Source organism: Lysobacter concretionis Ko07 = DSM 16239 (assembly GCF_000768345.1).
Taxonomy (GTDB): Bacteria; Pseudomonadota; Gammaproteobacteria; order Xanthomonadales; family Xanthomonadaceae; genus Novilysobacter; species Novilysobacter concretionis.
In genome coordinates this window covers 99634-122006 of the sequence record NZ_AVPS01000003.1, presented here as the reverse complement: position 1 = coordinate 122006, position 22373 = coordinate 99634, and the positions used below count along the sequence as shown (strand labels likewise).

Here is a 22373-nt window from a genome sequence, read left to right as displayed (position 1 = left end):
GGCAAGTCCAGGAAGCGCACCCCGGGCCCGTCGAGGCGACATTGTCCCACTTCCGAAGAAATATTTCGCAAGGCGTTGACAACCTGTTCGCGGCAACGCAACATACGCGGCCCGCACAGCCAGAACACAACGGTTTTGCGGTTTGCCCGGGTGGCGGAATTGGTAGACGCACTAGCTTCAGGTGCTAGCGGGGGCAACTCCGTGGAGGTTCGAGTCCTCTCCCGGGCACCAACACCGTTCGACGACTACCATGTCGAACAAACAGAAAGCCCCGCTTCGGCGGGGTTTTTTGTGGCCGATGCTTTTGGCCGGGGCGTTTGGTGCCGCTGGTTTGCCGGTAATGCGATCAGTCCGGATCCCGTGGTTCGGCATCGATCGGCTCCCGGGGCAACGGCGGGATGCAACCGGCGAGGTATGCGGTGCCGGGAATCAACACCCAGTCGCGCCGGCTGGAACGGCCCAGGTCGATGGTGCGGGCCGGGTCCACGCAATCGCCCACCGACTCCTTCAGCGCAAACAGCCAGCGTTGCGCCGGGGCGGCGGCGAGCCAGGTCACCGCGTCGTGCCATTGGCCGCGGATGTCGCGTTCGAAACCGAACTCGCGCGTCGGCCCGGTCGCCTGCAACAGGTGCTGCTCCCGCCAGCCCACCAGACCGAGTCCGGCATCCGGGCCGATGCGCGCGCGGACGTCCTGCATCAGCTCCCGGGCCGAGCTGCTGGCATCCAGCGCGGGGGCCAGGCCGAGGCCGTACACCGTCCACAGCACCAGGTTGAACGCCACTGCCACCACCGCTGCCCGGGATTGCCGCCCTCGCGTCCGCAAGCCCCAGAAGAAGAGCAGCAGGCCCGCCGTGCCGACGACGCACACCCACACCAGCAGTCCGTGCACGCTCATCGCATCCAGGCTGCGGTCGGCCGCCACCTTTGACACCCATCGCGCACCCGACAACCCACTGATGCCCAGCGCCAGCATTCCGGCCGACATCGCCAGCACGTAACCGAGCAGGGTGCGTCGCACGCCGGGCCGGCGCAGCAGGCCGGCCAGCAGCGGCGCGGCGGCGACGCACAGTGCCGGCAGCGCGGGAAAGATATAGACCTCGCGCTTGCCCGGGCTGGCGCTGAAGAACACGAACACCAGCACCGCCCAGCCGACCAGCAGGGTCGTGCGCGCATCGCCGCGCCGGATGCGCCGCCACCAGGCCGGCGCCAGCCACGGCAGCAGCAGCGCGCCGGGCAACCACAGCGTCGCGATCACCTGCAGGTAGTACCAGGAAGGCTTCACGTGGTGCCAGGCGTGGGCGTAGCGGGTGGCGGTCTGCTTGAACAGGATCTCCGACGCGTACTGATGCAGCGCCGCATCGGTGGTGCCGACCACCGCCAGCAGCATCGGCAGCAGCCACACCCCGGCGCCGGCAAGGAAGCCCACGGCCAGCCAGAGCCAGCGCCAGTTCCTGTAACTCCCCGCGATCGCCGCCGGGTCGCGACGCCGTGCCAGCCACCACGGCAGCAGCACCAGCAGGGGCAGGAAGCCGACCCCCTTGGTGACCGTGCCGATGCCGGCGGCGAATCCGCCCAGCGCCAGCGCCGCCCAGTCCGGCCCGCGCAGCAGGTGCCGCGACAGGCCCCACAGCGACAAGGTGGTCCAGAACACCAGCACCATGTCGATCTGGCCGCGCTTGGCCTGCAGTCCGAATTGCAGGCAGGCGAGCAGGGCGAAGCCGGCATACATGGCCACGCGGCGGTTCCACAGCCGCCGGGCGAGGTCGTGCACCAGCCACAGGGTTCCCAGCCCGGCCAGCAGCGACGGCAGCAGGAAGGCGACCCGCCAATCGCGCACCACGGTGTAGGCGATCGCCTGCAGCCACATGAAGGGCGGCGGCTTGTGCGCGTACAGCTCGCTGCCGCGGTGCGGAACCAGCCACTGGCCGGATTCGACCATTTGTTTTGCCGCCAGCACGAACCGCGGCTCATCCGGCGGCGACGGATCGCGCAGCCCGATGCCGGCACCCAGGGCCAGCGCGGCGAGCAGCAGCAACCACCAGAGGGTGGACGGCCGGGACAGGCGTCGATCGTGCATGTGTGGACTCCGCAGGCGGGGTGGTCACGGTGCCGATCATCGCATCGGAATTTGGTCGTAATGGTTCCGACACCACTCCGACGCGCGCGGTGGGACGCTCTGGCCTACAGTCAGCCGTGCCATGCCACGCCCCCGTGCACGGCTTCTCCCGTCACCGCCAGCCGGAAACCCGCGATGCGCGTACTAGTGGTGGAAGACAACCAGAACCTGGTCGCCAACCTGTTCGACTACCTCGAGGCCCGCGGCCATGTCGTCGATGCCGCACCCGATGGCTTTACCGGCCTGCACCTGGCCACCACGCAACCCTATGACGTGGTCGTGCTGGACTGGATGCTGCCGCGGATGGACGGGCCGGAGGTGCTGCGCCGGCTGCGCGACGATGCCGGCAGTGGCGTCCCGGTGATCATGCTGACCGCGCGCGACGAGTTGCCGGACAAGATCGCCGGCTTCCGCGCCGGCGCCGACGACTACCTGACCAAGCCGTTCGCATTGCCCGAGCTGGAAGTCCGCCTGGAGGCCCTGATCGCCCGCGCGGCCGGCCGCGGGCGCGGCAAGGTGCTGGAGGTGGCGGACCTGCGTTTCGACCAGGCGACGCTGGAGGTCACCCGGGCCGGCCAGCCGCTGCATCTGTATCCCGCCTGTCGCCGGTTGCTGCAGGTGCTGATGCAGGCCAGCCCGGCCGCGGTCACCCGCGAGCGGCTGGAGGAAGCGCTGTGGGGCGACAACCCGCCCGACGGCGACATGCTGCGTTCGCACGTCTACGAGTTGCGGCGCAGTGTCGATACCGGTTTCGCCTTCAAGCTGATCCATACCCTGCCGCGCGTCGGTTACCGGCTCGGCGTGGCGGCGTCGGGAGCCGAGGAGGGCATCGACCCCGGTGCCGGCAATGAATCCTAGGCACAGCCTGCAGCGCCGCATCACCTTCGGCGCGCTCGCCTACGTGGCGCTGCTGAGCGTGGCGGTGCTGCTGCATGGCTGGGTGATCAACGAGCAGGCGGAGGAGCTGGTCTGGAACTCGCTGCTGGAAACCGAGATGGCGTATTTCGCTGGCCACGCACGCGATGACGGATGGCAGCCGCGCGACTCGGACCTGCTGGAGTTCTACCAGGACACCGACGCCGTGCCCGCTCCCCCGGAACTTGCCCGCCTGGCCCCCGGCCTGCACGACGAAGTCATGGTCAACGGTCGTGAAACCGTGGTCCTGGTGCGCGAGCAGGACGGCCGCCGGCTGGTGCTGGCGCTGGACATTTCCGAGTTCGAGCAGCTCGAGCGCGAGATCGTCCTGAAGCTGCTGCTGTCCAGCCTGCTGGTGGTGGGGTTGCTGGGCGCCGCCGTTGCCTGGGGTGTCGCACGGCTGATGCGGCCCCTGCGGGAACTGGCGTCGCGCATCGGCGACCTGCGCCCGGACGCCGTCGCACAACGCATCGAGGTGCCGGACCACGCCAGCGCGGAACTGGTGGTGATCGCGGACGCATTGAATGCCTATCTGCAACGGCACGACGATTTCATCGCACGCGAGCGCGCCTTCGTCGACAGCGCCAGCCACGAGTTGCGCACGCCGATCGCGGTGATCGCCGGCGCCAGCGAGTTGGCGCTGGAGGCGGACATACCGATGTCGGCCCGGCTGCAGCTGGGCCGGATCCAGCGCACGGTGCGCGGCGTCGAGGAGCTGATCGCGATGCTGCTGGTGCTGGCCAAGGACCCGGCCCGGCTCGCCCGCAGCAGCGACCGGATCGAGCTGGACCAGCTGCTGCCCGAGATCGCCGACGACCACCGCCACCTGTGCAGGGAGAAAGCGCTGGAATTGCGGGTGCTGCCGTTGCCCGCCTGCGAGGTGGTGGCGCCGGTCGCGATCGTCCAGGCGGCGGTGGGCAACCTGCTGCGCAACGCGATCGAGAACAGCGACAGCGGAGAGGTCACGCTGCGGCTGCAGCCCGATGCGGTGGTGGTGATCGAGGACCCCGGCCAGGGCATGTCGCCCGAGCAGATCAGCGCCATCTACACCCGCCAGGCGCATGAACAGGGACGTGGTGGCGGTGGATTGGGCCTGGAATTGATCACCCGCCTGTGCCGGCACCTGGGTTGGCAGTTGCGGATCGAACCGCGCGAGGGTGTGCGCGGAACCCGGTCGACGATCGACATGGGCGTGTCCAGGCCGGACCCGGTCGCCCGCGCGGACTGAGGGCTCTCACGGTTCTCCGACACCCGGTTGTCGACCATTGCCGCATCGCCTCGAGGTTGCCGTGATGTCCACTCCGCTAGCCACTCCCCAGTGCACGCCACGATCCCCGGATCCGCATGCCCCTGATCCGCAGGTCCATCGCGGCGCGTTTTCCCTGGTATCGGTTCCGCCCGCGCTGTCGGTGGTGATCCCGATGCTCAACGAATCCGGCAATGCCGCCGCGCTGCTGGAGGAAGTCGTGCAGGCGCTGCAGGGCCGGATCGATTTCGAGATCATCTGCGTCGACGACGCCAGCCAGGACTCCACCCGCGAGGTGCTGTATGCCTTGGCCGACCACTACCCGCAGTTGCGGGTGCTTGCCCACGCCGAACGCGCCGGCCAGAGCGCCGCGGTCCGCAACGGCGTCAAGGCCGCGCGCGCGCCGTGGGTGGCGACGCTCGACGGTGACGGCCAGAACGACCCGGCCGACCTGCCGGGGCTGCTGGCGGTCCGCGACGGCGCGGACGCACAACTGAAACTGGTAGGCGGCTGGCGGGTCCATCGCCGCGACCGCTGGAGCAAGCGCATCGCCTCGCGCCTGGCCAGCGCGATCCGGCGCTCGTTGCTGCACGATGCGACCCCGGACACCGGTTGCGGGATCAAACTGTTCGAGCGCGAGGCGTTCCTGGATCTGCCGTATTTCGACCACATGCACCGTTACCTGCCCGCGCTCATGCAGCGCGCCGGCTGGCGCACCCTGAGCGTTCCGGTCAATCACCGCGAACGCGGCAGCGGCGCATCCAACTACACCAACCTGGGCCGGGCGTGGGTCGGCCTGTCCGACCTGTGCGGAGTGGCCTGGCTGATCCGCCGCAGTCACGTGGTTGCCGTCAGCAGTGCCACCGCCGCCGGCAAGGAATCATCCGCAAGCGTTATCGGGAGCGCGCCATGAGCAACCTGTCCCCTTGGCTGGTGGTGGGGTTTATCGGCCAGGCGTTGTTTGCCTCGCGTTTCATCCTGCAGTGGCTGGCCTCCGAGCGCGCCCGGCGCAGCATCGTCCCCACGGCGTTCTGGTATTTCAGCCTGGCGGGCAGCTCGGTGCTGCTGGCGTATGCGATCCACCGCGCCGATCCGGTGTTCATCGTCGGCCAGGCATCCGGCCTGGGGATCTACCTGCGCAACCTGCACCTGATCCGCAAGCGCAGGCTGGTCGGCGACTCCAGCGCGGGTTGAGCGGGCCATCGCCGCAAGCCACCGGCACAAGCCACCGCCGCAGACCACCGCCGCAAACCGCCGCGCGGCAGCCGGTTTGCCTACGGCCTGTTGACGCCGCACCTGTAACATCCCCGCGATGAACAAGCCTCCCAGCAAGCGCCGCAGCGGCAGCAAATCGACCGGCAAGACCGGAACCCCCCCGCCAGCCGGCAGTTCCAGGCCAGCAAAAGGTGGCCGCGGCCCCGGCAAATCCACCGCGAAGAAGCCCGGCTGGCTGCCCGAACCGCCGCCGCGCGGCACCCGTCCGCCGCCGCTGGCGCCGCTGCACGGCGACCCGGCGCAGGGTGGGGGCGGACTGCGCGATCCCTACGCCGCGCGCGAGGCCGCCCGCTACGAGCAGCCCATCGCCAGCCGCGAAATGATCCTGCAGCTGCTGGTCGCCGCCGATGGACCGCTGGACGCCGAGGCACTGGCCGGGAAGCTGGGCCTGACCGAACCGGAACGTTTCGACGCGATGTCCGCACGCCTGCGCGCGATGGTCCGCGACGGCCAGGTGCTGCAGAACCGTCGCGGCGGCTACGTGCCCGCCGAGCAGCTGGACCTGGTCGCCGGCAGCGTGATCGCCAACCCCGACGGCTTCGGCTTCCTCCGGCCCGAAGCCGGCGGCGACGACATGTTCCTGCCGCCCTACGAGATGCGGAAGGTGATGCACGGCGACCGCGTGCTCGCCAGCGTCACCGGCGTGGACCATCGCGGCCGCCAGGAAGGCGTGATCGTGGAAGTGCTGGAGCGCCGCCTCAGCCGCATGATCGGCCGCTTCATCCTCGAAGACGACGTGTCCTACGTCGAGCCGGACGACCGCCGCATCCAGCGCAACATCCTGATCCCGCCCGAGGCGCGTGGGGACGCGCAGCCCGGCAACCTGGTGGTGTGCGAACTGACCCGCTCGCCGGATGCGCGCCGCCCGCCGCTGGGCCGCATCCTGACCGTCCTGGGCGACCGCCTGACCGCCTCGCTGGCCGTGCAGGCCGCGATCCACGGCCACGACATCCCGCACGAGTTCCCGCCCGAAGTGCTCGACCAGGCCGCCGCGATACCGGTCGAGGTGCAGCCGGCCGAGATCGCATCGCGCGTCGACCTGCGCGAGCTGCCGCTGGTCACCATCGATGGCGAGGACGCAAAGGATTTCGACGACGCGGTGTGGTGCGAACCCAACCGCGACGGCTTCCGCCTGGTGGTTGCGATCGCCGACGTGTCGCACTACGTGCGCCCGGGCCAGTCGCTGGACGAGGAGGCGCAGAAGCGCGCGACCTCGGTGTATTTCCCCGGCTTTGTGGTGCCGATGCTGCCCGAGGTGCTGTCCAACGGCATCTGCTCGCTGAAGCCCAAGGTCGACCGCCTGTGCTTCGTCTGTGACATGCAGGTCGACCGCAGCGGCCAGGTCACCGGCTCGAAGTTCTACGAAGCGGTGATGAACTCGCACGCGCGCCTGACCTACAACCAGGTCTGGAACGCGATCGGCGACGGCATCGAGGACCACGCGCGCGAGGAGGCACTGGAGCAGGTCGGCTCCCTGCTGCCGAACCTGCAGCGCATGCACCAGCTGTACCAGGTGCTGGCCAAGGCACGCGCCAAGCGCGGCGCGATCGAGTTCGAGACCAGCGAAGTGCGCTTCGTGCTCGGCGAGCGCGGCGAGGTGGTGCAGGCCGGCATGCTGGTGCGCAACGATGCGCACAAGCTGATCGAGGAATGCATGATCGCCGCCAACGTGGAGGCGGCCAGGTTCCTGATCGAAGCTGAAGTGTCTGCGCCGTACCGCACCCACGACCGCCCGCCGGAACAGAAATACGAAGACCTGCTGGAGTTCCTGAAGGAGTTCCAGTTGCGCATGCCGCCGTGGTCGAAAGTGCAGCCGCGCGATTTCACCCAGCTGCTGCGCAACATCCGCGAACGCCCCGATGCCCCGCTGATCGAGTCGGTGTTGCTGCGCAGCCAGAGCCTGGCCGTGTACCAGCCCGAGAACATCGGCCACTTCGGCCTCGCGCTGGAGGCCTACGCGCACTTCACCTCACCGATCCGCCGCTATCCCGACCTGCTGGTGCACCGCGCGATCAAGCACGCGCTCAGCGGTGCCAAGCCGGAGAAGTTCCGCTATTCACCCAGCGACATGGCCCAGCTGTCGCTGCAGAGCTCGGAGCGCGGACGCCGCGCCGATGAGGCCTCGCGCGAGGTCGACGAACGCTACCGCGCCGCCTGGATGGAGCAGCACGTCGGCAGCCAGTTCGACGGCGTGGTCAGCGGCGTGACCAGTTTTGGCCTGTTCGTGGAACTCGACGACTCCAAGGTCAACGGTCTGATCCACGTCACCCAGCTGCCCAACGACTACTACCGCTTCGACCCGATCCGCAAGGCCCTCACCGGCGAACGCACCGGCCGTGAATTCCGCCTCGGCGACCGCGCCAGCATCATCGTGATGAAGGCCAGCCTGGAGGAGCGCAAGATTGACTTCCGCCTCGCGGGCGAGAACGGCGGCGTGAAACCGCCACCCCCGCGCGGCGAACCGGCCAAGCGCAAGAAGCAGAAATACTGATCGGACTGCCTCGTCTGCCCCATCGCGTATCCTGCCAACGGCATCACGAAACCGCAGGGTAGGGGACCCATACGTGGCAGACGACGCAGATAACCGCTCCACCCCTCCGCCGCCCGCGCGCGGCAATGCTCCCCTTCTCCCGCCCGCGGACGGGAACGCCTCCCTTCTCCCGCTCGCGGGAGAAGGTGCCCCGGCCTTGAACAAGAACGGGGCGGATGAGGGCGCTGTTGGCGACACCCTCGCCACCGACGCCTTCATCACCAAATGGCAAGGCATCACCGCCTCTGAGCTGTCCACCTCGCAATCCTTCCTGATCGACCTGTGCGCCCTGCTCGGCGTCGACATGCCGCACGCCACCGCCGAGCAGGACTACATGTTCGAGCGGCCGATCACCTTCGCCCACGGCGATGGCAGCACCAGCGCCGGGCGCATCGACCTGTACCGGCGCGGCGCGTTCGTGCTGGAGTCCAAGAAGCTCCGCCAGGGCGCGCACACCAGGGGCTTCGACGACGCCATGCTGCGCGCCCGCAGCCAGGCCGAGAACTACGCCCGCGCCTTGCCAGCCGCCGAGGGCCGGCCGCCGTTCGTGGTGGTGGTCGATGTTGGCCACCGCATCGAGCTGTACTCCGAGTTCAGCCGCTCCGGCGCCACCTACACCCCGTTCCCGGACCCGCGCAGCCACCGCATCGCGCTGGCCGACCTGCGCAAGCCCGAGGTCCGCGACCGCCTGCGCCGCCTCTGGACCGACCCGCTCGGCCTCGACCCCAGCCGCGAGTCCGCCCGCGTCACCCGCGAAATCGCCACCCGCCTGGCCCGGCTCGCCCGCAGCCTGGAGCAGGCCGGTCACGACGCCGAAGCCGTCGCCCAGTTCCTGATGCGCTGTCTGTTCACCATGTTTGCCGAGGACGTCAAGCTGCTGCCGCGCGACAGCTTCCGCGAGCTGCTGACCAAACACGCCGAGCAGCCCGACATCGCCATGCGCATGCTCGCCCAGCTCTGGCGCGACATGGACGAAGGGGGCTTCTCGGCGGTGCTGGCCGGCAACGTGCTGCGCTTCAACGGCAAGCTGTTCAAGCAGCCCGACACCCTGCCGCTGGACACCGCCCAGCTCACCCTGCTGATCGAGGCCGCCCGCGCCGACTGGAAACACGTCGAACCGGCCATCTTCGGCACCCTGCTGGAGCGCGCCCTCAGCCCCGGCGAGCGCCACAAGCTCGGCGCCCACTACACCCCGCGCGCCTACGTCGAGCGCCTCGTGCTGCCGACCGTGATCGAACCGCTGCGCAAGGAGTGGGGCGAAGCCCAGGCCGCCGCGATGACCCTCGCCGCCGAGGACAAGCCCGACGACGCAGTGAAGGAACTGCGCCGCTTCCACCACCGCCTGTGCACCGTGCGCGTGCTCGACCCCGCCTGCGGCAGCGGTAACTTCCTGTACGTCACCCTGGAGCACCTCAAGCGGCTGGAAGGCGAAGTGCTGCTGGCCCTGGACGAACTCGGCTACCGCCAGACCGGCCTCGCCCTGGGTGGCGAGCGCGCCGACGCCGCCGCCGGTGAAACCGTCGACCCGCACAACCTGCTCGGCATCGAGCTCAACCCCCGCGCCGCCGCCATCGCCGAAGTCGTGCTGTGGATCGGCTACCTGCAATGGCACTTCCGCACCCGCGGCGACGTCCACCCCCCGCAACCGGTGATCCGCGACTTCCGCAACATCGAGAACCGCGACGCCGTGCTCGCCTACGACCGCGTCGAGTTCGAGCTGGACGAACGCGGCATCCCCGTCACCCGCTGGGACGGCGAGACGATGAAGGTCTCCCCGGTGACCGGCGAGAAGGTGCCCGACGACACCGCCCGCAAGCCGGTGGAGCGCTACGTGAATCCGAGAAAGGCCGCGTGGCCGGACGCGGATTTCGTGGTGGGGAATCCGCCTTTCATCGGCAACAAACGCATGCGCACCGCGCTCGGCGACGGCTACGTCGAAGCACTGCGCGGCGTGTGGCCGGAGATGCCCGAGTCGGCCGATTTCGTCATGTACTGGTGGCACCACGCCGCCCAGCTCACCCGCCGCGGCGCGCTGGAACGGTTCGGCTTCATCACCACCAACTCGATCCGGCAGTCGTTCAACCGCCGCGTCATCGAAGCCGCGATGGCCGCACCCCGTGCCGCAGCCAAACCGTTATCCGTCCCCACACCGTCATCCGTTCCCACATCGTCATCCTTCCCCACACCGTCATCCGCCCCCGCTTCGTCATCCGCCCCCGCTTCGTCATCCCCGCGAAAGCGGGGATCCATGGACGTTGCTGTTGATCCGCCAAGCGCCGGCTCGCGCGGCACCAACGAACAGAAGGAACAACCCCTGTCGTTGGTGTTCGCGATCCCGGATCACCCGTGGGTGGACTCAACGGAAGGTGCAGCAGTTCGTATCGCAATGACGGTGGGGGCTACAGAAGAAATTTCCGGGAAGTTGCATGAGTCGGTGGATGAGGAGCCGATTACCGATGGCGAGATGGCGGTTCGCCTGAATGCAAGAAGAGGCACGGTAAATGCAGACCTCACGGTCGGAGTGAACGTGAACTCCGCTTCAAAGCTACTGGCGAACCGGGAGCTTGCATTCCGAGGCATCACCCTTGTCGGCGCTGGCTTTTTAATCGACCGTGCACATGCAGCGGAGCTCGGTGCCTTCGAACAGGGGTTAGCACACAGCTATATCCGCCCATTCTTTAACGGGCGTGACTTGATGCAGGGCTCTCGCGACGTGTTCGCACTGGACTTGTTTGGTCTCGAAGAGTGCGAAGCTCGTGATCAAGTCCCCGCCATCTATCAGCGACTGCTGGATCGCGTGAAACCTGAGAGAGAGCAGAACGCGCGTGGAGCATATCGAAAGCGTTGGTGGATTTTTGCTGAGCCCCGTTCTGAGTTTCGCATGGCGATGCGAGGTCTAAATAGATATATCGCGACACCAATGACGGCGAGGCATCGAATCTTTGCGTTTCTGGATGGTGCCGCACTGCCAGATCAAGGGCTTGTGCCAGTCGCCCATGATCACGCCAGCGTATTAGGGGTGCTCTCAAGTGCTTGTCACCTCGCGTGGGCGTTAGCGAGTGGCAGCCGTCTGGGCGTTGGAAATGATGCGCGGTACAACCAAAGCAGTTGCTTCGAGACTTTTCCCTTTCCCAACCTCCACACCGCCGACAAATTCGCCAGCCCCATCGGCGTCGCCCTCGTCGACGAAACCGGCCGGGCAGGGGAGACGCAGACCTACGGCGAATATCCCTCCGACCGCATCCGCCACCTCGCCGAACAACTCGACGCCCACCGCAAGCGCCAGCAGGCCGCCCATCCCGGCCTGACCCTGACCGGCATGTACAACGTCCTCGAAAAACTGCGCAGCGGCGACGTTCTGACCACCAAGGAACGCACCATCCACGAACAAGGCCTCGTCTCCGTCCTGCGCCAACTCCACGACGAACTCGACGAAGCCGTCCTGTACGCCTACGGCTGGGGCGACCTCCTGCCCCTGCTGCGCATCGGCCACGGCAACGACACCCCGAGCGAAGGCCAGACCCGCGACGACGCCAAGCGCGCCTTCGACGAAGCCATCCTCGAACGCCTCGTCGCCCTCAACGCCCAACGCGCCGCCGCCGAAGCCCGCGGCGAAATCCTCTGGCTCCGCCCCGAGTACCAGAACCCCGACCTCGCCCGCGAACGCGAACCCGAACAAACCAGCCTCGCCGCCGACACCACCAAACCCGGCGAACCCGACGACGACACCACCCCCACCGCCCCGCAGCCCCCCGCCACCAAACCCCAGCCCTGGCCCAAAGACACCGTCGACCAGGTCCGCGCCGTCGCCGACGTCCTCGCCACCAGCCCCGTCCCCCTCTCACTCGATGAGATCGCCGCAAGGTTTACTGCACGTGGCGCGTGGAAAAAGCGCCTGCCGATGTTGGTGGAAATGTTGGTGGCGTTGGGAAGGGCGCAGGAGAAGGAAGGGAAACTCAGTGCAGTTTGAGTTGTGCAATCAAACGGGGTTTTTTGATAACTAAAGTTAGGCGATTACGACAGTGAACGAGCTACTCGACCAAACAGAAGCGTTACAAAATCTGCTGATCTCGCAGGCAACCGGCGGGAGCGAGGATGATGCGGAGTATGTCCGTCTTCGCCAGATGATGCTTTCCAATGCGGCGTTAGAACCGTTGTTGCCGCGGTTCTTGCGTGCCTGCCGGAACCTTTCTCAGTTCTGGCAATTCATCAAGTTCAAGTACGGGACATATGCGGAGCGCCGTGACTACATCTGGGGCGAGTTTAACCCCATGTTGGAAGCAGTAGAGAGGGGTGCACTTGCGCCGTCCGACACAATCATTTCCCAGAAGCTCGAGAGATTCGATGCTGCCCACGTCCAAGCAGCTTGGTCAAAAGCTCTTGATAGGCGGTCGTCTGATCCCGAGGGAGCAATCACCTCGGCCCGCACTCTCATTGAGTCAGTCTGTAAGCACATATTGGATGGCGCCGAAGTTTCATACGACGACAGTGCGGATCTTCCAAAGCTATATAGACTAACGGCGGAAAGCCTCAACATAGCGCCGTCTCAACATACCGAGCAGGTGTTTAAGCAAATTCTTGGTGGCTGCACTGCGGTCGTCGAGGGGCTAGGGTCTCTGCGGAATCGGCTTAGTGACGCTCACGGTAAAGGAAAAATCGGCAAGAGGCCGGCCCCACGCCACGCCGAGCTTTCGGTCAATTTGTCGGGCGCTCTAGCAACATATTTGTTGGCGACCTGGGAGGCCCGCAGTGAGGCAGATGCCTGAGTTATCTCAAGTCGTGTTTTTGCCGGCTCCGCTAGGACGATCGGCTAAACTCTGACGTCATCCCGTGAAAAGTCGCTGACGAGGAATGCTGAATGAGTAAGAAGCCCAGCAGCCAAAAATCAAGACGAAAAAGGAAAACATCCACGCGTCCCCGAACTGAGGCTGCGTACTTTAGGACAGCTCCTGACACATCGCGGATCGAGCTTGCGATTGATGCCAAAACCGGGCGAGTCTCGCCCGGTATGGCTTGCGAAGCCGCATACACTTCAGTCACCTATGAACGTGAGAATGCCGCTAAAGGAGAGAAGACAGTGAACCGAGTTTTCTCGCGCGACGGCAATGTGGCGCTTGACGCGGATGCTGCTCTACGGGATTTCGAGGTATGTGTCGCCATTGACACAAACACTACAGTCGTCGATGGCAGGCGCCGGTCGGTTATCGGAGTGGTTGTCACAGATTGGCAGGTCTACGGAGTGCCTTATTGCATCGAAGTCGCAGATATCCCAGTGGGATGGGAGGAGCGTGTGGGTTGGACGCTGGCTTTGAACCACCTCTGTGCGGATAGTTTTCTAATGCGAGGGCAATCCACCGCTATTTTAGTAGATGCCCACTTGGGCCAGCTTGAAGCCATTAATCGAGGCAAGCAAGCGATAATCGAGGGGTGCATGTTGCCCGAAGGTTGGGTGATGAGTTATGCGAGCGCTGACGCAGGCGCGGACTTCGTAGCTAATCGGCTCCTTCGAATGGCAGATAAAACAGCGACTCAGACAATGGAATTTCTCCGCGCCGGTTCCGTATCGTTGCCCGACGGCCCAACCCTTGGCGCGCTTCACGGGACGAAGCGGGTCATTCATTCTCGGAACTCGTTCCAATCCTGGGAAGAACTTCACACGCTGTTTAATCGATCAGTCCACGCTGAGTCTGCGCGTTGAGTATTGGAGGTCGGCTTCTGCCACAATCTCCCTCGCTCCCGCCGCCCCATCGGCCAAACCTCACGCCACACGGAAGCAGCGGAGTATCCCTGCATCCGGCACCTGGCCGGCTGCATTCATGACATGGAGAAAGTCGAAATGAGCCAGAACCTGCTGTCCATTGCCCTGTCCGCCGAGGATATCGCCGGCACAACACGGTGACGCCTGAAACAGCTCGTCGCGCAGCGATCACCAGCTGACGCGGCCACCTATAGGTCTATTAATTCGTTCAAGCCGATCATGGTTCGGTTTAACTCAAGCGTCAGGATCCACATGGAGCATCAATGAGACTCGTGGCAATTGCAGCGTTGGCTATCCTGGCTGGTTGCACGACCGTCGCTGCGCACAATTCCATGTCCACAAAGTCGGCTGCGCTTTTTGATGCAAACCGCGATCGACAGATCCCACTTGAACTCTACTTTCCGGCACAGCAGCATCGCTGCACACGCGAAAGTCCGTGTTCTGTGGCTTTTCTAAGCCAAGGTTACGGGCTTCGCCACACCGACTATTCGTTTATCGCCAATGCACTGGCGGCATCCGGTTATCTGGTCGTGGCTATCCAGCATGATCTGCCGTCGGATCCTGCCATAAGCAAAACCGGCGACCTGGTCGCGAATCGCACCCCTATGTGGCGGCGCGGGATCGAAAATCTTCGTTTCGTGCGTGACAGCCTATCCCGCACCTACATCGGATTTGATTGGCCAGGCCTCGTACTCATCGGCCATTCCAATGGAGGAGACCTTTCGGCGCTTGCGGTGCAGGAATCGCCCGCCTTGGCGGCAACGTTGGTCACATTGGATAATCGCAGGTATCCGCTTCCGCGCACCCCTGCCGTCAAGGTTCTCTCTATTCGCGGCAGTGACTTCCCGGCAGATGCGGGCGTCCTGCCCACTGTCGAAGAAGCGGTTGCAGGCACGTGTATTGCCACAATCGCCGGCTCCCGTCACAACGATATGAACGACCATGGCCCCACTGATCTACAGTCCGAGATCAACACTCTTCTCTTGTCGTTTCTCGAAGATGGTCGGTGTGGGGCGTAATAGATCACTCACACCGACGCCGTTTCGCGAAACGAGCCAATTCTGGTGTTGTGACCCCAAAAACAATGTCTCTCGCACTCTTTGACTTCGATGGAACGATAACCACGCACGAGACGATGCCGGAGTTCCTGTGCCGGTCGATTTCGCGTCGCCGATTATTCATGGGGTGGCTGCTGTTGGCGCCACTGATGCTCGGATACAAGTGGCAGCTCATCGCCGGAACCCTTGTTCGCCGCGCCATTGTTCGCGTGGGATACAGCGGCGTCGCGGCTTCGGCAGTGGTGACTTCTGGCCGCGACTTCGCCGAGAGCTACCTGCCGAACGTTTTGCGGCCTGAGGCGATGCAGCGCATCGCCTGGCATGTGGTTCAGGGCCATAAGGTTGTCGTGGTTTCCGGTGGCCTCGACGTGTACTTGGCGCCCTGGTGCGAAGCACACGGCCTCGAGCTGCTCTGCTCATCTTTGCAGCGACGCAATGGCGTTCTTACCGGCTACTACGAGGGGCAGCAATGCGTTCTGGCGGAGAAGGCCCGCCGGGTGCGCGAGCGCTATGACTTGCAGGCGTTCACCGAGGTCTACGCTTACGGGGACACCTTTGAGGATCGGGACCTGCTTGGCATCGCCACCAGGAAGTACTATCAGTGGCAAGAAGTTGGTGCCGCAGGCGGCCGCTGACAAGTTATTCAATCCGACACCGCTTTGCGGCGCGGCTTAGCTCAGGTGTTAGACCGCATGGCTCCATTGCTTGCAATCGTCCAATTGCTATTGGTGCCCATACTTCTCGGAGTAGGGTTGGCCGTTCGTTTTGCCGGGAGCTCACGGCCGCTCAACGTCGTTAACTACGCGAATGTCAAAGATGCCGCAGCCTTGCATCGCTGGGCGGGGAACAGATTGCTTCTGCTTCCGGTCGGCTTCCTGATATCCGGCCTTGTCTCCCTGCGGGAACCAGGGCTATCCGCATTGCTCTTTGGAATCATGGTGGCTGCGATCCTGATCGTTGGTATATGGCTTACCTTGGGCGCAGAAAAGTTCTAAGCCTGCAAAGGCCGGGTGGGGCGCTCGGCCACCGGCGCAAAGTTCGCTGGCGTATAAACCACAGTTCGCGTTTGGCGACTGCACAACAGGGGAAATCATGGGGATTCTCGATGGCCTGCTCGGCAACGCATCCAAGATCGACAGTGCCGCGATCCAGCAGGAGTTCGCGCAGGTGCTCGCGCCAGGCGAGGTGGTGGAGCACGTCTACAAGCTCATCCGCGACTATTTTGTCTTCACCAACAAGCGGCTGGTCCTGGTGGACAAGCAGGGGCTGACCGGCAGCAAGGTCGAGTACCACTCGATCCCGTACAAAAGCATCACCCACTTCAGCGTCGAGACCGCAGGCAGCTTCGATCTGGATGCGGAGCTGAAGATCTGGATTTCCGGGATGGCAACGCCGGTGCAGAAAACCTTCAACAAGAAGCTGAGCATCTACGAGGTCCAGTCGGTGCTCGCGGGGTATGTGCTCGGTTGACGATGGGACGCGGTCACCAGGCACCACAGGCGGGACAGCTGCTTAAGTAGCAATTACGCCGGTCGCGTGCCTTTGCAGCGTGGATAGGCCGGACAGCCCCAGAACGCCATGCCGGTCTGGCGGTTGTGCCGCTGGAGCATCGACTCGCCACAGTTCGGGCAGGCGGGGATGGTGGGCGCTGCGGGTTGCAGGGCTGGTTCGACGCGCTGATTCCGTGCAGTTGTTGGCGCCGCAGGCACGGACTGCACCTCACGCACCAATTCCAGCAGCCGTTCGCCGGTAACCAGTTCAATCGGCTTGCCACGCGCGAAGTCGGCGGCGTCCGGCGTGAAGTCGCCGATGCAGACGATATGCACCGCATCGGCGCGGTGGTGGTCGACCAGTCCCCACATCTCGCGCACGGTGGAAGCGCGCACCGCCGCGATCGCCACTGCTTGCATTGCACCAGTTCCTTGCGCCCGGCCTTGCTGACGACCAGGTCAATGCCGCCGTCCTTGCCGCCCAGTCCGGTTTCCTCGACGAAGTAGCCACGGCGGCGGAATGACTCGCCCACCAGCATCTCGAACTCGCGCCAACTCATCCGCGCGAGGCTGTCGAGGCCGGTCTGCGTTTCCAGCAGTCGCTTGCGCTTGTGGCTGTTGAGGAAGGACACCGCGGCTGCGAGCCAGCACCCTCCCAGGAACACCCACGCCAGCGGTGCCAACAACCCGCCTCCAACGCTGCGGACGAACACAAACGCGATGATCCCCAGCGTCACGCCGACATACCACGGCAGTGATGCGATCTCATCGAGCGGACTGGACTTTCGGCGCGCCATTCGACTTCCCCATGATGCAGCTACAGACGATACCTGCGTTGGCGCCGGCAAGCGCCTGACGATTCCTTCTGCCACAATCCCCCTCGCTCCGGCCGCCCCATCGGCCAACCTCACGCCACACGGAAGCGGCGGAGCAGCGCAGCGTCCGGCACCACGCCGGTCGCATTCATGACATGGAGAAAGTCGAAATGAGCCAAAACCTGCTGTCCATTGCCCTGTCCGACGAGGACATCGCCGCCATCAACATGGCGCTGGGCGACATCGAATCCCGCTTGGTCCAGCTCGTCGCGCTGGACAACGACGCGCGCCGGGGACTGACCAAGATGGGTGACAAGTCCGAGGCGTTCGTGCGGCAGACGTTGATGGTGCTGGAGCAAAACCCCGACATCGTGCCCGCTGCGATCAATCTGTCCGAGGCGCAGGCGGACCTGCGGGCGATGGATCAGCTGCGTCCGGTCGCCGCGCGCCTGCAACGGTTGTCCGAGCGGGTGTCCGATTCGCGCATGGCGCTGGGCAGCGACGCGATGAACACCGCGCTGCAGGGTTACGGGCTGCTCAAGCTGGCCGGCCGCAACAAGGGTCTGCAGGCCCTGAGCCAGGCCTTGTCCGCGCGTTTCAGCCGCAACTCACGAAGCCCCGAGCCGGAACCCGCGCTCGCCGAGTAAATGGCTCCACGCTCGGTCCGAAAAGCCCCGGTCTCCGGGGCTTTTTGCTTGAAGCGCCGGGCAAAATTCCCGGGCGCTGGTGAAATTATCAGCACCAGCGGAGCGTGGGAGTGCCCCGGCGCGCACAAGCAACTGCAGCCGCCGAGCGCCGAGCCCCGCCGTCGATGCAGGACGCTCGACACCTGAAGCAACGCAGGTCTGTCTTCGAGAACCGCGCCCGTACTGCCGTGATCCGAAGTGGAGAGCATCGATGCGGCGCGGTCGCGTGGCTCCGCAAAGACATCCGTGGTCTACTCGCCCTGGGGATTTTTGGACTTTTAAAGGGGATTGAGATGGGCGGAATGATGACCGGAGGCCTGGGCCTCGTTATTGCGCTGTTCGTGCTGGTTCTTGCGGTGTTGTGGTTCCTGCTGCCGTTCGCGATTTTCGGCACCAAGGACAAGCTGGCCGAGATCATCGCGGAATCGAAGAAGACCAACGCCGAGCTTGCCCGCATCGCGGCGGAACTGGCTGCGAACCGGACAGCAATGGCGACGCGGCTGCCGGGCTCCGGTATTTCCTCCGACCGCGCGGGCGAGGTGTGATCTGTCTCTGACAGGCAAACGTCATGGCAAAGTTTCTAAACACCAGCGCAACCAACTACTTCCTCGAAGAGCTCATCAAGGACGCCAAGGACCGGCTGATCCTCATCAGTCCGTATCTCAAGCTCAATGACCGCATCAAGGAGCTGCTGGCCGACAAGAACCGGCTGAAGATCGACGTGCGCATGGTCTACGGCAAAAGCGAGCTGCAGCCGCTGGAGATCAGCTGGCTGCGCGAGCAGACCTACATCCGCACCAGCTTCTGCAAGAACCTCCACGCCAAGTGCTACCTCAATGAGGAGCTGTGCATCATCACCAGCCTCAACCTCTACGAGTTCAGCCAGGTCAACAACAACGAGATGGGCATCCTGATCCGCCGCTCGGAGGATGCTGAGCTTTATCGCGAGGCGTATGAGGAAGCGCAGCGCATCATCCGCATCAGCGATGAGGTGCGTATCTCGATGGAGCGGGTGGCCACGCCGCCCGAGGAAAAGCCGGCGGACACCGAACAGGTTTCCGAGCAGGACGACAGCGACGAGGTTGGCAAGCTGACCAGTTCAAAGCTGGCCCGGAAGCTGGGTCTGAAGACGGCCGACTTCCTCGACCGAATGGTCGCCAGTGGTTATCTGGAGCTGAAGGACGGCAAGCAGGTTCTGACCGACGCCGGCAAGACAGCCGGAGGCGAGCTCCGGATGAGCCCGCGGTTCGGGGCGTATTTCCTCTGGCCGGAAGCGATGGACGCCTGATAGGCCATGGGTCGCACGTGGGGAAGGGGCGGGGGACGCCCCAGGGTCCGCAACCGTCGCGATGACCGGCTGGCCAAGCTGGATCCGCTGGAATTCGAGCGGGTCGTCGCTGAGTACTACCGCCGGCAGGGCTACACGGTCGAGCACTGCGGTACCGGAGGCGGCGGGCGCCGCTTTGACGGCGGCATCGACTTGAAGATGTATCGCGATGGCGAGTACACCATCGTCCAGTGCAAGCGCGAGAACGCCCTGCAGGTGACCCACAACGTGGGCCACGAGCTTCTTGGTGTCCTGATGACCGAGAGGGCGAATCGCGCCATCGTCGTCAACGCCGGCGAGTTCACGCCTTACGCCTGGGCGACCGCCGCGAAGAACCCACAGCTGGAGCTCATCGACGGTGACCGGCTGCGCGGCATGCTGGGATCGCTGCTTGATGAGCTGCCGGAACCGGAGCCCGAATGGATTCCGGTTTCAGTCGAAGTTGCCAGACGCACACCGGACCGTGGGTGGCCCGCGCCAGCGGAGTGGCATCCCCGCGGAAGCATCCGATACGGGAGGCGGGCGAAGAAGGACGACGAATTGGATGGCGTTGCAAAGTTCGTCACCGCGGCCGTGGTGCTGCTCGGGCTGCTGGCGTGGCGATGCTCCGGGCCTTCAACCACTCCCAGGACTGCGCCGACCAAACCCCCAACGGCGCACGTGCACCGGCAGAGCGAGCCGGTCTTGTCGCCCCCCGCGAGCGAGCGGCCCGCGGCAATGCCACCGGCGCCCGTACAACAAACGCATCGCGCGCCGCGACGTCCCACCGAGGCCGAGATCCGGGAATCGCAGCGCAAGGCGGACGAAGCCATGCGGGTGCTGGCGCCCAACACGCCGGAAATTTGATCCGGGCCGGCATCGAGCGTTCCAACAGCGACCTCAAGGCAGTTCGTCGCCCGGTATAAGGCAGGGTGCGCGCCTGCCGGGCACACATCCCCGGTCTCCTGGCGCCTACAGTAGGGAGCTGGCGTTATCCCCACCAGAGAATCATCAGACCCATGACCAGAAGCGAAAAACTGATAACAGTACACATCGCCGTTGGGGCCGCGCTGCTGATTGCCGGTCTACTCGGTGTAGACAGGACTATCGCGGAATACCTGCGCAGTTACGGGTATGAGGATTTATGGGTTTTCAGCGCCGGCACCACGTTGCTTGACACGGTCACCGGCAAGGAGATATCCAAATTCCTGATCGGGCTGGCCTTGTCTGGCTGCGCACTTGCCTTGATGGTGTCCTCAAAAACACGCGCGTTGGGCTGGGTCACCTTGTTCGTCGGACTGGTACAGCTACTTGGGACATTGCTGACAGGCGTCAGCAAGAACGTCTTTGAGCGGCTCCGTCCGTTCCAGCTGCTCGAGAGCGGCGATTGGAGCCATGCGTGGTTTGCGGATGGCAGCGCATTTCCTTCCGGACATGCGGGTTTCTACTTTGGCTTGTTTATGCCATTGGCGTATCTGTTTCCGCGATGGCACTGGCCAATCATGTTGACGCCTTGGTTCATTGCGGCCGCCCGCGTCAACGCCAACGATCATTTCGTCAGCGATGTCGCTGCTTCCATCGTCGTTGCAGGGGCGCTCACGCTGGTTCTGGCCCGGATGACGAGGAGCAAACATGGATATTGAACGCTTTGTCGCCGACTGCATCGAAGCAAATGACGGCGACCATCCCCAGGCTGCAGTACTGGAGGTGTTGTCCCCGGCGATCGGCAATCCAGATGCAATGCTTGCCGCAGTCGGTGCGCCCACCGAGGCAGGGATCAAAGTGCTGCACAGTTCCAGGTCGCTGACGATATTCAGCGCGACATGGGCCCCGCAAATGAACCTCATGCCCCACAACCACCTGATGTGGGCAAACATCGGTATCTATACCGGACGCGAAGACAATATTCTCTGGCGCGAAACCCCCGGTCGTATCGAGGCCTTTGGGGCCAAAGCATTGTTCGCTGGGGATGTGGTCGCGCTTCCCGTCGATGTTATCCACTCGGTTACCAATCCACTTCCGCGGTTCACCGGCGGTATTCACATATACGGTGGCGATTTCTTCAACACGACGCGGAGCCAGTGGAATCCGGAAACCCTGGCTCGAGAGCCGTCCGATGGCGCCAGCATCCGGCGCATGTTCGAACTCGAGAATCGACGCATGCGCTCACGTGACGACGCGCGCTACTAGGCCTATCCAGCCCTGTCTCGCCGCTGACAGACTCGCCGGGCTGAACCGTGCCGTGAGTGTCCGGCCCGGCGGGCAGCAACACCTACCTGCGGCAGGTCCTGCCCGGGCCGTCCTGGTGCCAACCCCGCCGGCCGGCGGGATGGGCCGCGTGGACACGCGCCCGGGTGGCCATCGCCGCCCGTATTCATCACACCATTACGGCGTGGGCCGAAGAATGGCGGGCGAATTCCCCAACGGAGCGTCCACCATGAATACCAAGATCACCTTCCTTGCCGCCGCTTGTGCGCTGGCCCTTGCGGCCTGCGGCGACAAGTCGCCCGGCACCACCGACACCACGCCTGCCAGCACGGCCAATACCCCGGCGGCGACGGACACGATGCCGGCCGGCACGCCGGCTGACACCGGCGATGTGTCGGGGACGGCGGAAGGCACCACCGTACCGGGCACCGCGCCGGGCGCGGCCCCGGCGGACGCCGCCACGCCGGCTGCGTCGGGCAGTGACAAGCCGGCCGCGGTGGTCACCGACTGCGCGACCGAGATCGAGGGCACCGACGCGATGCAGTACAACGTCGGCTCCATCACCATTCCCGCCTCGTGCACCGAGTTCAAGATCACCCTGAAGCACCCCGGCACGCTGCCGGTCGCCGCGATGGGCCACAACGTGGTGATCACCGCCATGTCCGACATGAAGGCGGTTGCCGCCGACGGCGTGTCCGCCGGTCTGGCTGCGGATTACGTGAAGCCCGGCGACACGCGCGTGATTGCGCACACCAAGATGATCGGCGGCGGTGAGTCCACCTCGGTCAGCTTCCCGGTGAGCAAGCTGAAGAGCGGCGGCCCGTACGAGTTCTTCTGCAGCTTCCCCGGCCACTCGGCGGTGATGAAGGGCGTGATCGCGGTCGAGTAAGTCGCGTAGGGCGCATTAGGCAAAGCCGTAATGCGCCGACCCGAAGCCGTAATGCGCCGGATCAAGGCGGTCCGGCGCATG

The 22373-nt window shown here is 64.8% G+C and carries 21 protein-coding genes, 1 tRNA gene and 1 pseudogene; 20 read left to right on the top strand and 3 right to left on the bottom strand.

Going from position 1 to position 22373, the window contains the following annotated elements; translation table 11 throughout:
- Nucleotides 1–144 precede the first annotated feature (144 nt).
- Nucleotides 145–231, top strand: a tRNA-Leu gene (locus N792_RS03040).
- Between the two features lie 115 nt (nucleotides 232–346).
- Here the strand turns inward: N792_RS03040 and N792_RS03035 are convergent.
- On the bottom strand, nucleotides 347–2077 hold the full coding sequence (locus tag N792_RS03035; RefSeq protein WP_052103365.1) for an ArnT family glycosyltransferase: 1731 nt from the start codon (nucleotides 2075–2077) through the stop codon (nucleotides 347–349).
- Nucleotides 2078–2251: 174 nt separating this feature from the next.
- Here N792_RS03035 and N792_RS03030 point away from each other — a divergent pair, with 174 nt between their 5' ends.
- The 12 genes from N792_RS03030 (at nucleotide 2252) to N792_RS02980 (ending at nucleotide 16368) form a co-directional block, all read left to right on the top strand.
- The gene (locus N792_RS03030; RefSeq protein WP_036192608.1) at nucleotides 2252–2974 is read left to right on the top strand and encodes a response regulator transcription factor; all 723 of its coding nucleotides are present in this window, start codon (nucleotides 2252–2254) and stop codon (nucleotides 2972–2974) included.
- On the top strand, nucleotides 2964–4259 hold the full coding sequence (locus tag N792_RS03025; protein ID WP_036192607.1) for a sensor histidine kinase: 1296 nt from the start codon (nucleotides 2964–2966) through the stop codon (nucleotides 4257–4259). The genes N792_RS03030 and N792_RS03025 overlap by 11 nt, the downstream gene beginning before the upstream one ends.
- Nucleotides 4260–4323: 64 nt before the next feature.
- Nucleotides 4324–5190 carry a glycosyltransferase family 2 protein gene (locus N792_RS03020; protein ID WP_084105344.1) on the top strand — a complete coding sequence of 289 codons (867 nt, stop codon included), beginning with the start codon at nucleotides 4324–4326 and terminating at the stop codon, nucleotides 5188–5190.
- Entirely contained in the window at nucleotides 5187–5471 is a 285-nt protein-coding gene (locus N792_RS03015; protein ID WP_036192606.1) for a lipid-A-disaccharide synthase N-terminal domain-containing protein, read from the top strand. The genes N792_RS03020 and N792_RS03015 overlap by 4 nt, the downstream gene beginning before the upstream one ends.
- 118 nt (nucleotides 5472–5589) lie before the next feature.
- Nucleotides 5590–8043, top strand: a complete 2454-nt coding sequence (gene rnr / locus N792_RS03010) for a ribonuclease R (RefSeq protein ID WP_036192605.1) — start codon at nucleotides 5590–5592, stop codon at nucleotides 8041–8043.
- 196 nt (nucleotides 8044–8239) lie between these two features.
- Nucleotides 8240–12052, top strand: a complete 3813-nt coding sequence (locus N792_RS03005; protein ID WP_052103364.1) for a class I SAM-dependent DNA methyltransferase — start codon at nucleotides 8240–8242, stop codon at nucleotides 12050–12052.
- 52 nt (nucleotides 12053–12104) lie between these two features.
- A complete protein-coding gene (locus N792_RS03000) occupies nucleotides 12105–12848 on the top strand; it encodes an abortive infection family protein (RefSeq protein WP_036192604.1) in 744 nt (247 codons plus the stop codon).
- Nucleotides 12849–12940: 92 nt separating this feature from the next.
- Nucleotides 12941–13780: a hypothetical protein gene (locus tag N792_RS13940; RefSeq protein ID WP_156969277.1), complete on the top strand. Its 840-nt coding sequence runs from the start codon at nucleotides 12941–12943 to the stop codon at nucleotides 13778–13780.
- Nucleotides 13781–14112: 332 nt separating this feature from the next.
- Nucleotides 14113–14859, top strand: coding sequence for an alpha/beta hydrolase (locus tag N792_RS13935; protein ID WP_191150506.1), 747 nt, complete (start codon nucleotides 14113–14115; stop codon nucleotides 14857–14859).
- Between the two features lie 65 nt (nucleotides 14860–14924).
- Nucleotides 14925–15533 carry an HAD family hydrolase gene (locus tag N792_RS02990; RefSeq protein WP_036192602.1) on the top strand — a complete coding sequence of 203 codons (609 nt, stop codon included), beginning with the start codon at nucleotides 14925–14927 and terminating at the stop codon, nucleotides 15531–15533.
- Nucleotides 15534–15590: 57 nt separating this feature from the next.
- Complete coding sequence (locus N792_RS02985; protein WP_036192601.1) at nucleotides 15591–15893, top strand: hypothetical protein; 303 nt, start codon at nucleotides 15591–15593, stop codon at nucleotides 15891–15893.
- A 97-nt stretch (nucleotides 15894–15990) separates the two neighbouring features.
- Complete coding sequence (locus N792_RS02980; RefSeq protein ID WP_036192600.1) at nucleotides 15991–16368, top strand: PH domain-containing protein; 378 nt, start codon at nucleotides 15991–15993, stop codon at nucleotides 16366–16368.
- Nucleotides 16369–16421: 53 nt separating this feature from the next.
- On the opposite strand, the gene N792_RS14305 is transcribed toward N792_RS02980, so the two are convergent.
- Nucleotides 16422–16808 carry a restriction endonuclease gene (locus N792_RS14305; protein ID WP_332248767.1) on the bottom strand — a complete coding sequence of 129 codons (387 nt, stop codon included), beginning with the start codon at nucleotides 16806–16808 and terminating at the stop codon, nucleotides 16422–16424.
- Between the two features lie 44 nt (nucleotides 16809–16852).
- A pseudogene (locus N792_RS14300) lies at nucleotides 16853–16927 on the bottom strand (hypothetical protein); the annotation flags it as partial.
- A 446-nt stretch (nucleotides 16928–17373) separates the two neighbouring features.
- Here N792_RS14300 and N792_RS02970 point away from each other — a divergent pair.
- The 7 genes from N792_RS02970 to azu all read left to right on the top strand — a co-directional run bounded on the left by N792_RS02970 (nucleotide 17374) and on the right by azu (nucleotide 22292).
- Nucleotides 17374–17850, top strand: coding sequence for a hypothetical protein (locus tag N792_RS02970; RefSeq protein WP_036192908.1), 477 nt, complete (start codon nucleotides 17374–17376; stop codon nucleotides 17848–17850).
- A 164-nt stretch (nucleotides 17851–18014) separates the two neighbouring features.
- The gene (locus N792_RS13930; RefSeq protein WP_156969275.1) at nucleotides 18015–18434 is read left to right on the top strand and encodes a hypothetical protein; all 420 of its coding nucleotides are present in this window, start codon (nucleotides 18015–18017) and stop codon (nucleotides 18432–18434) included.
- Nucleotides 18435–18457: 23 nt separating this feature from the next.
- Nucleotides 18458–19177 carry a phospholipase D family protein gene (locus N792_RS02960; protein WP_036192598.1) on the top strand — a complete coding sequence of 240 codons (720 nt, stop codon included), beginning with the start codon at nucleotides 18458–18460 and terminating at the stop codon, nucleotides 19175–19177.
- A gap of 6 nt (nucleotides 19178–19183) precedes the next feature.
- Nucleotides 19184–20062 carry a restriction endonuclease gene (locus N792_RS13360; protein ID WP_052103362.1) on the top strand — a complete coding sequence of 293 codons (879 nt, stop codon included), beginning with the start codon at nucleotides 19184–19186 and terminating at the stop codon, nucleotides 20060–20062.
- Nucleotides 20063–20214: 152 nt separating this feature from the next.
- Nucleotides 20215–20838, top strand: coding sequence for a phosphatase PAP2 family protein (locus N792_RS02950; RefSeq protein ID WP_036192597.1), 624 nt, complete (start codon nucleotides 20215–20217; stop codon nucleotides 20836–20838).
- Nucleotides 20828–21385 carry a hypothetical protein gene (locus N792_RS02945; protein ID WP_036192596.1) on the top strand — a complete coding sequence of 186 codons (558 nt, stop codon included), beginning with the start codon at nucleotides 20828–20830 and terminating at the stop codon, nucleotides 21383–21385. Before N792_RS02950 ends, N792_RS02945 begins: the two co-directional genes overlap by 11 nt.
- A gap of 247 nt (nucleotides 21386–21632) precedes the next feature.
- Complete coding sequence (azu, locus tag N792_RS13675; RefSeq protein ID WP_036192906.1) at nucleotides 21633–22292, top strand: azurin; 660 nt, start codon at nucleotides 21633–21635, stop codon at nucleotides 22290–22292.
- Nucleotides 22293–22373 lie beyond the last annotated feature (81 nt).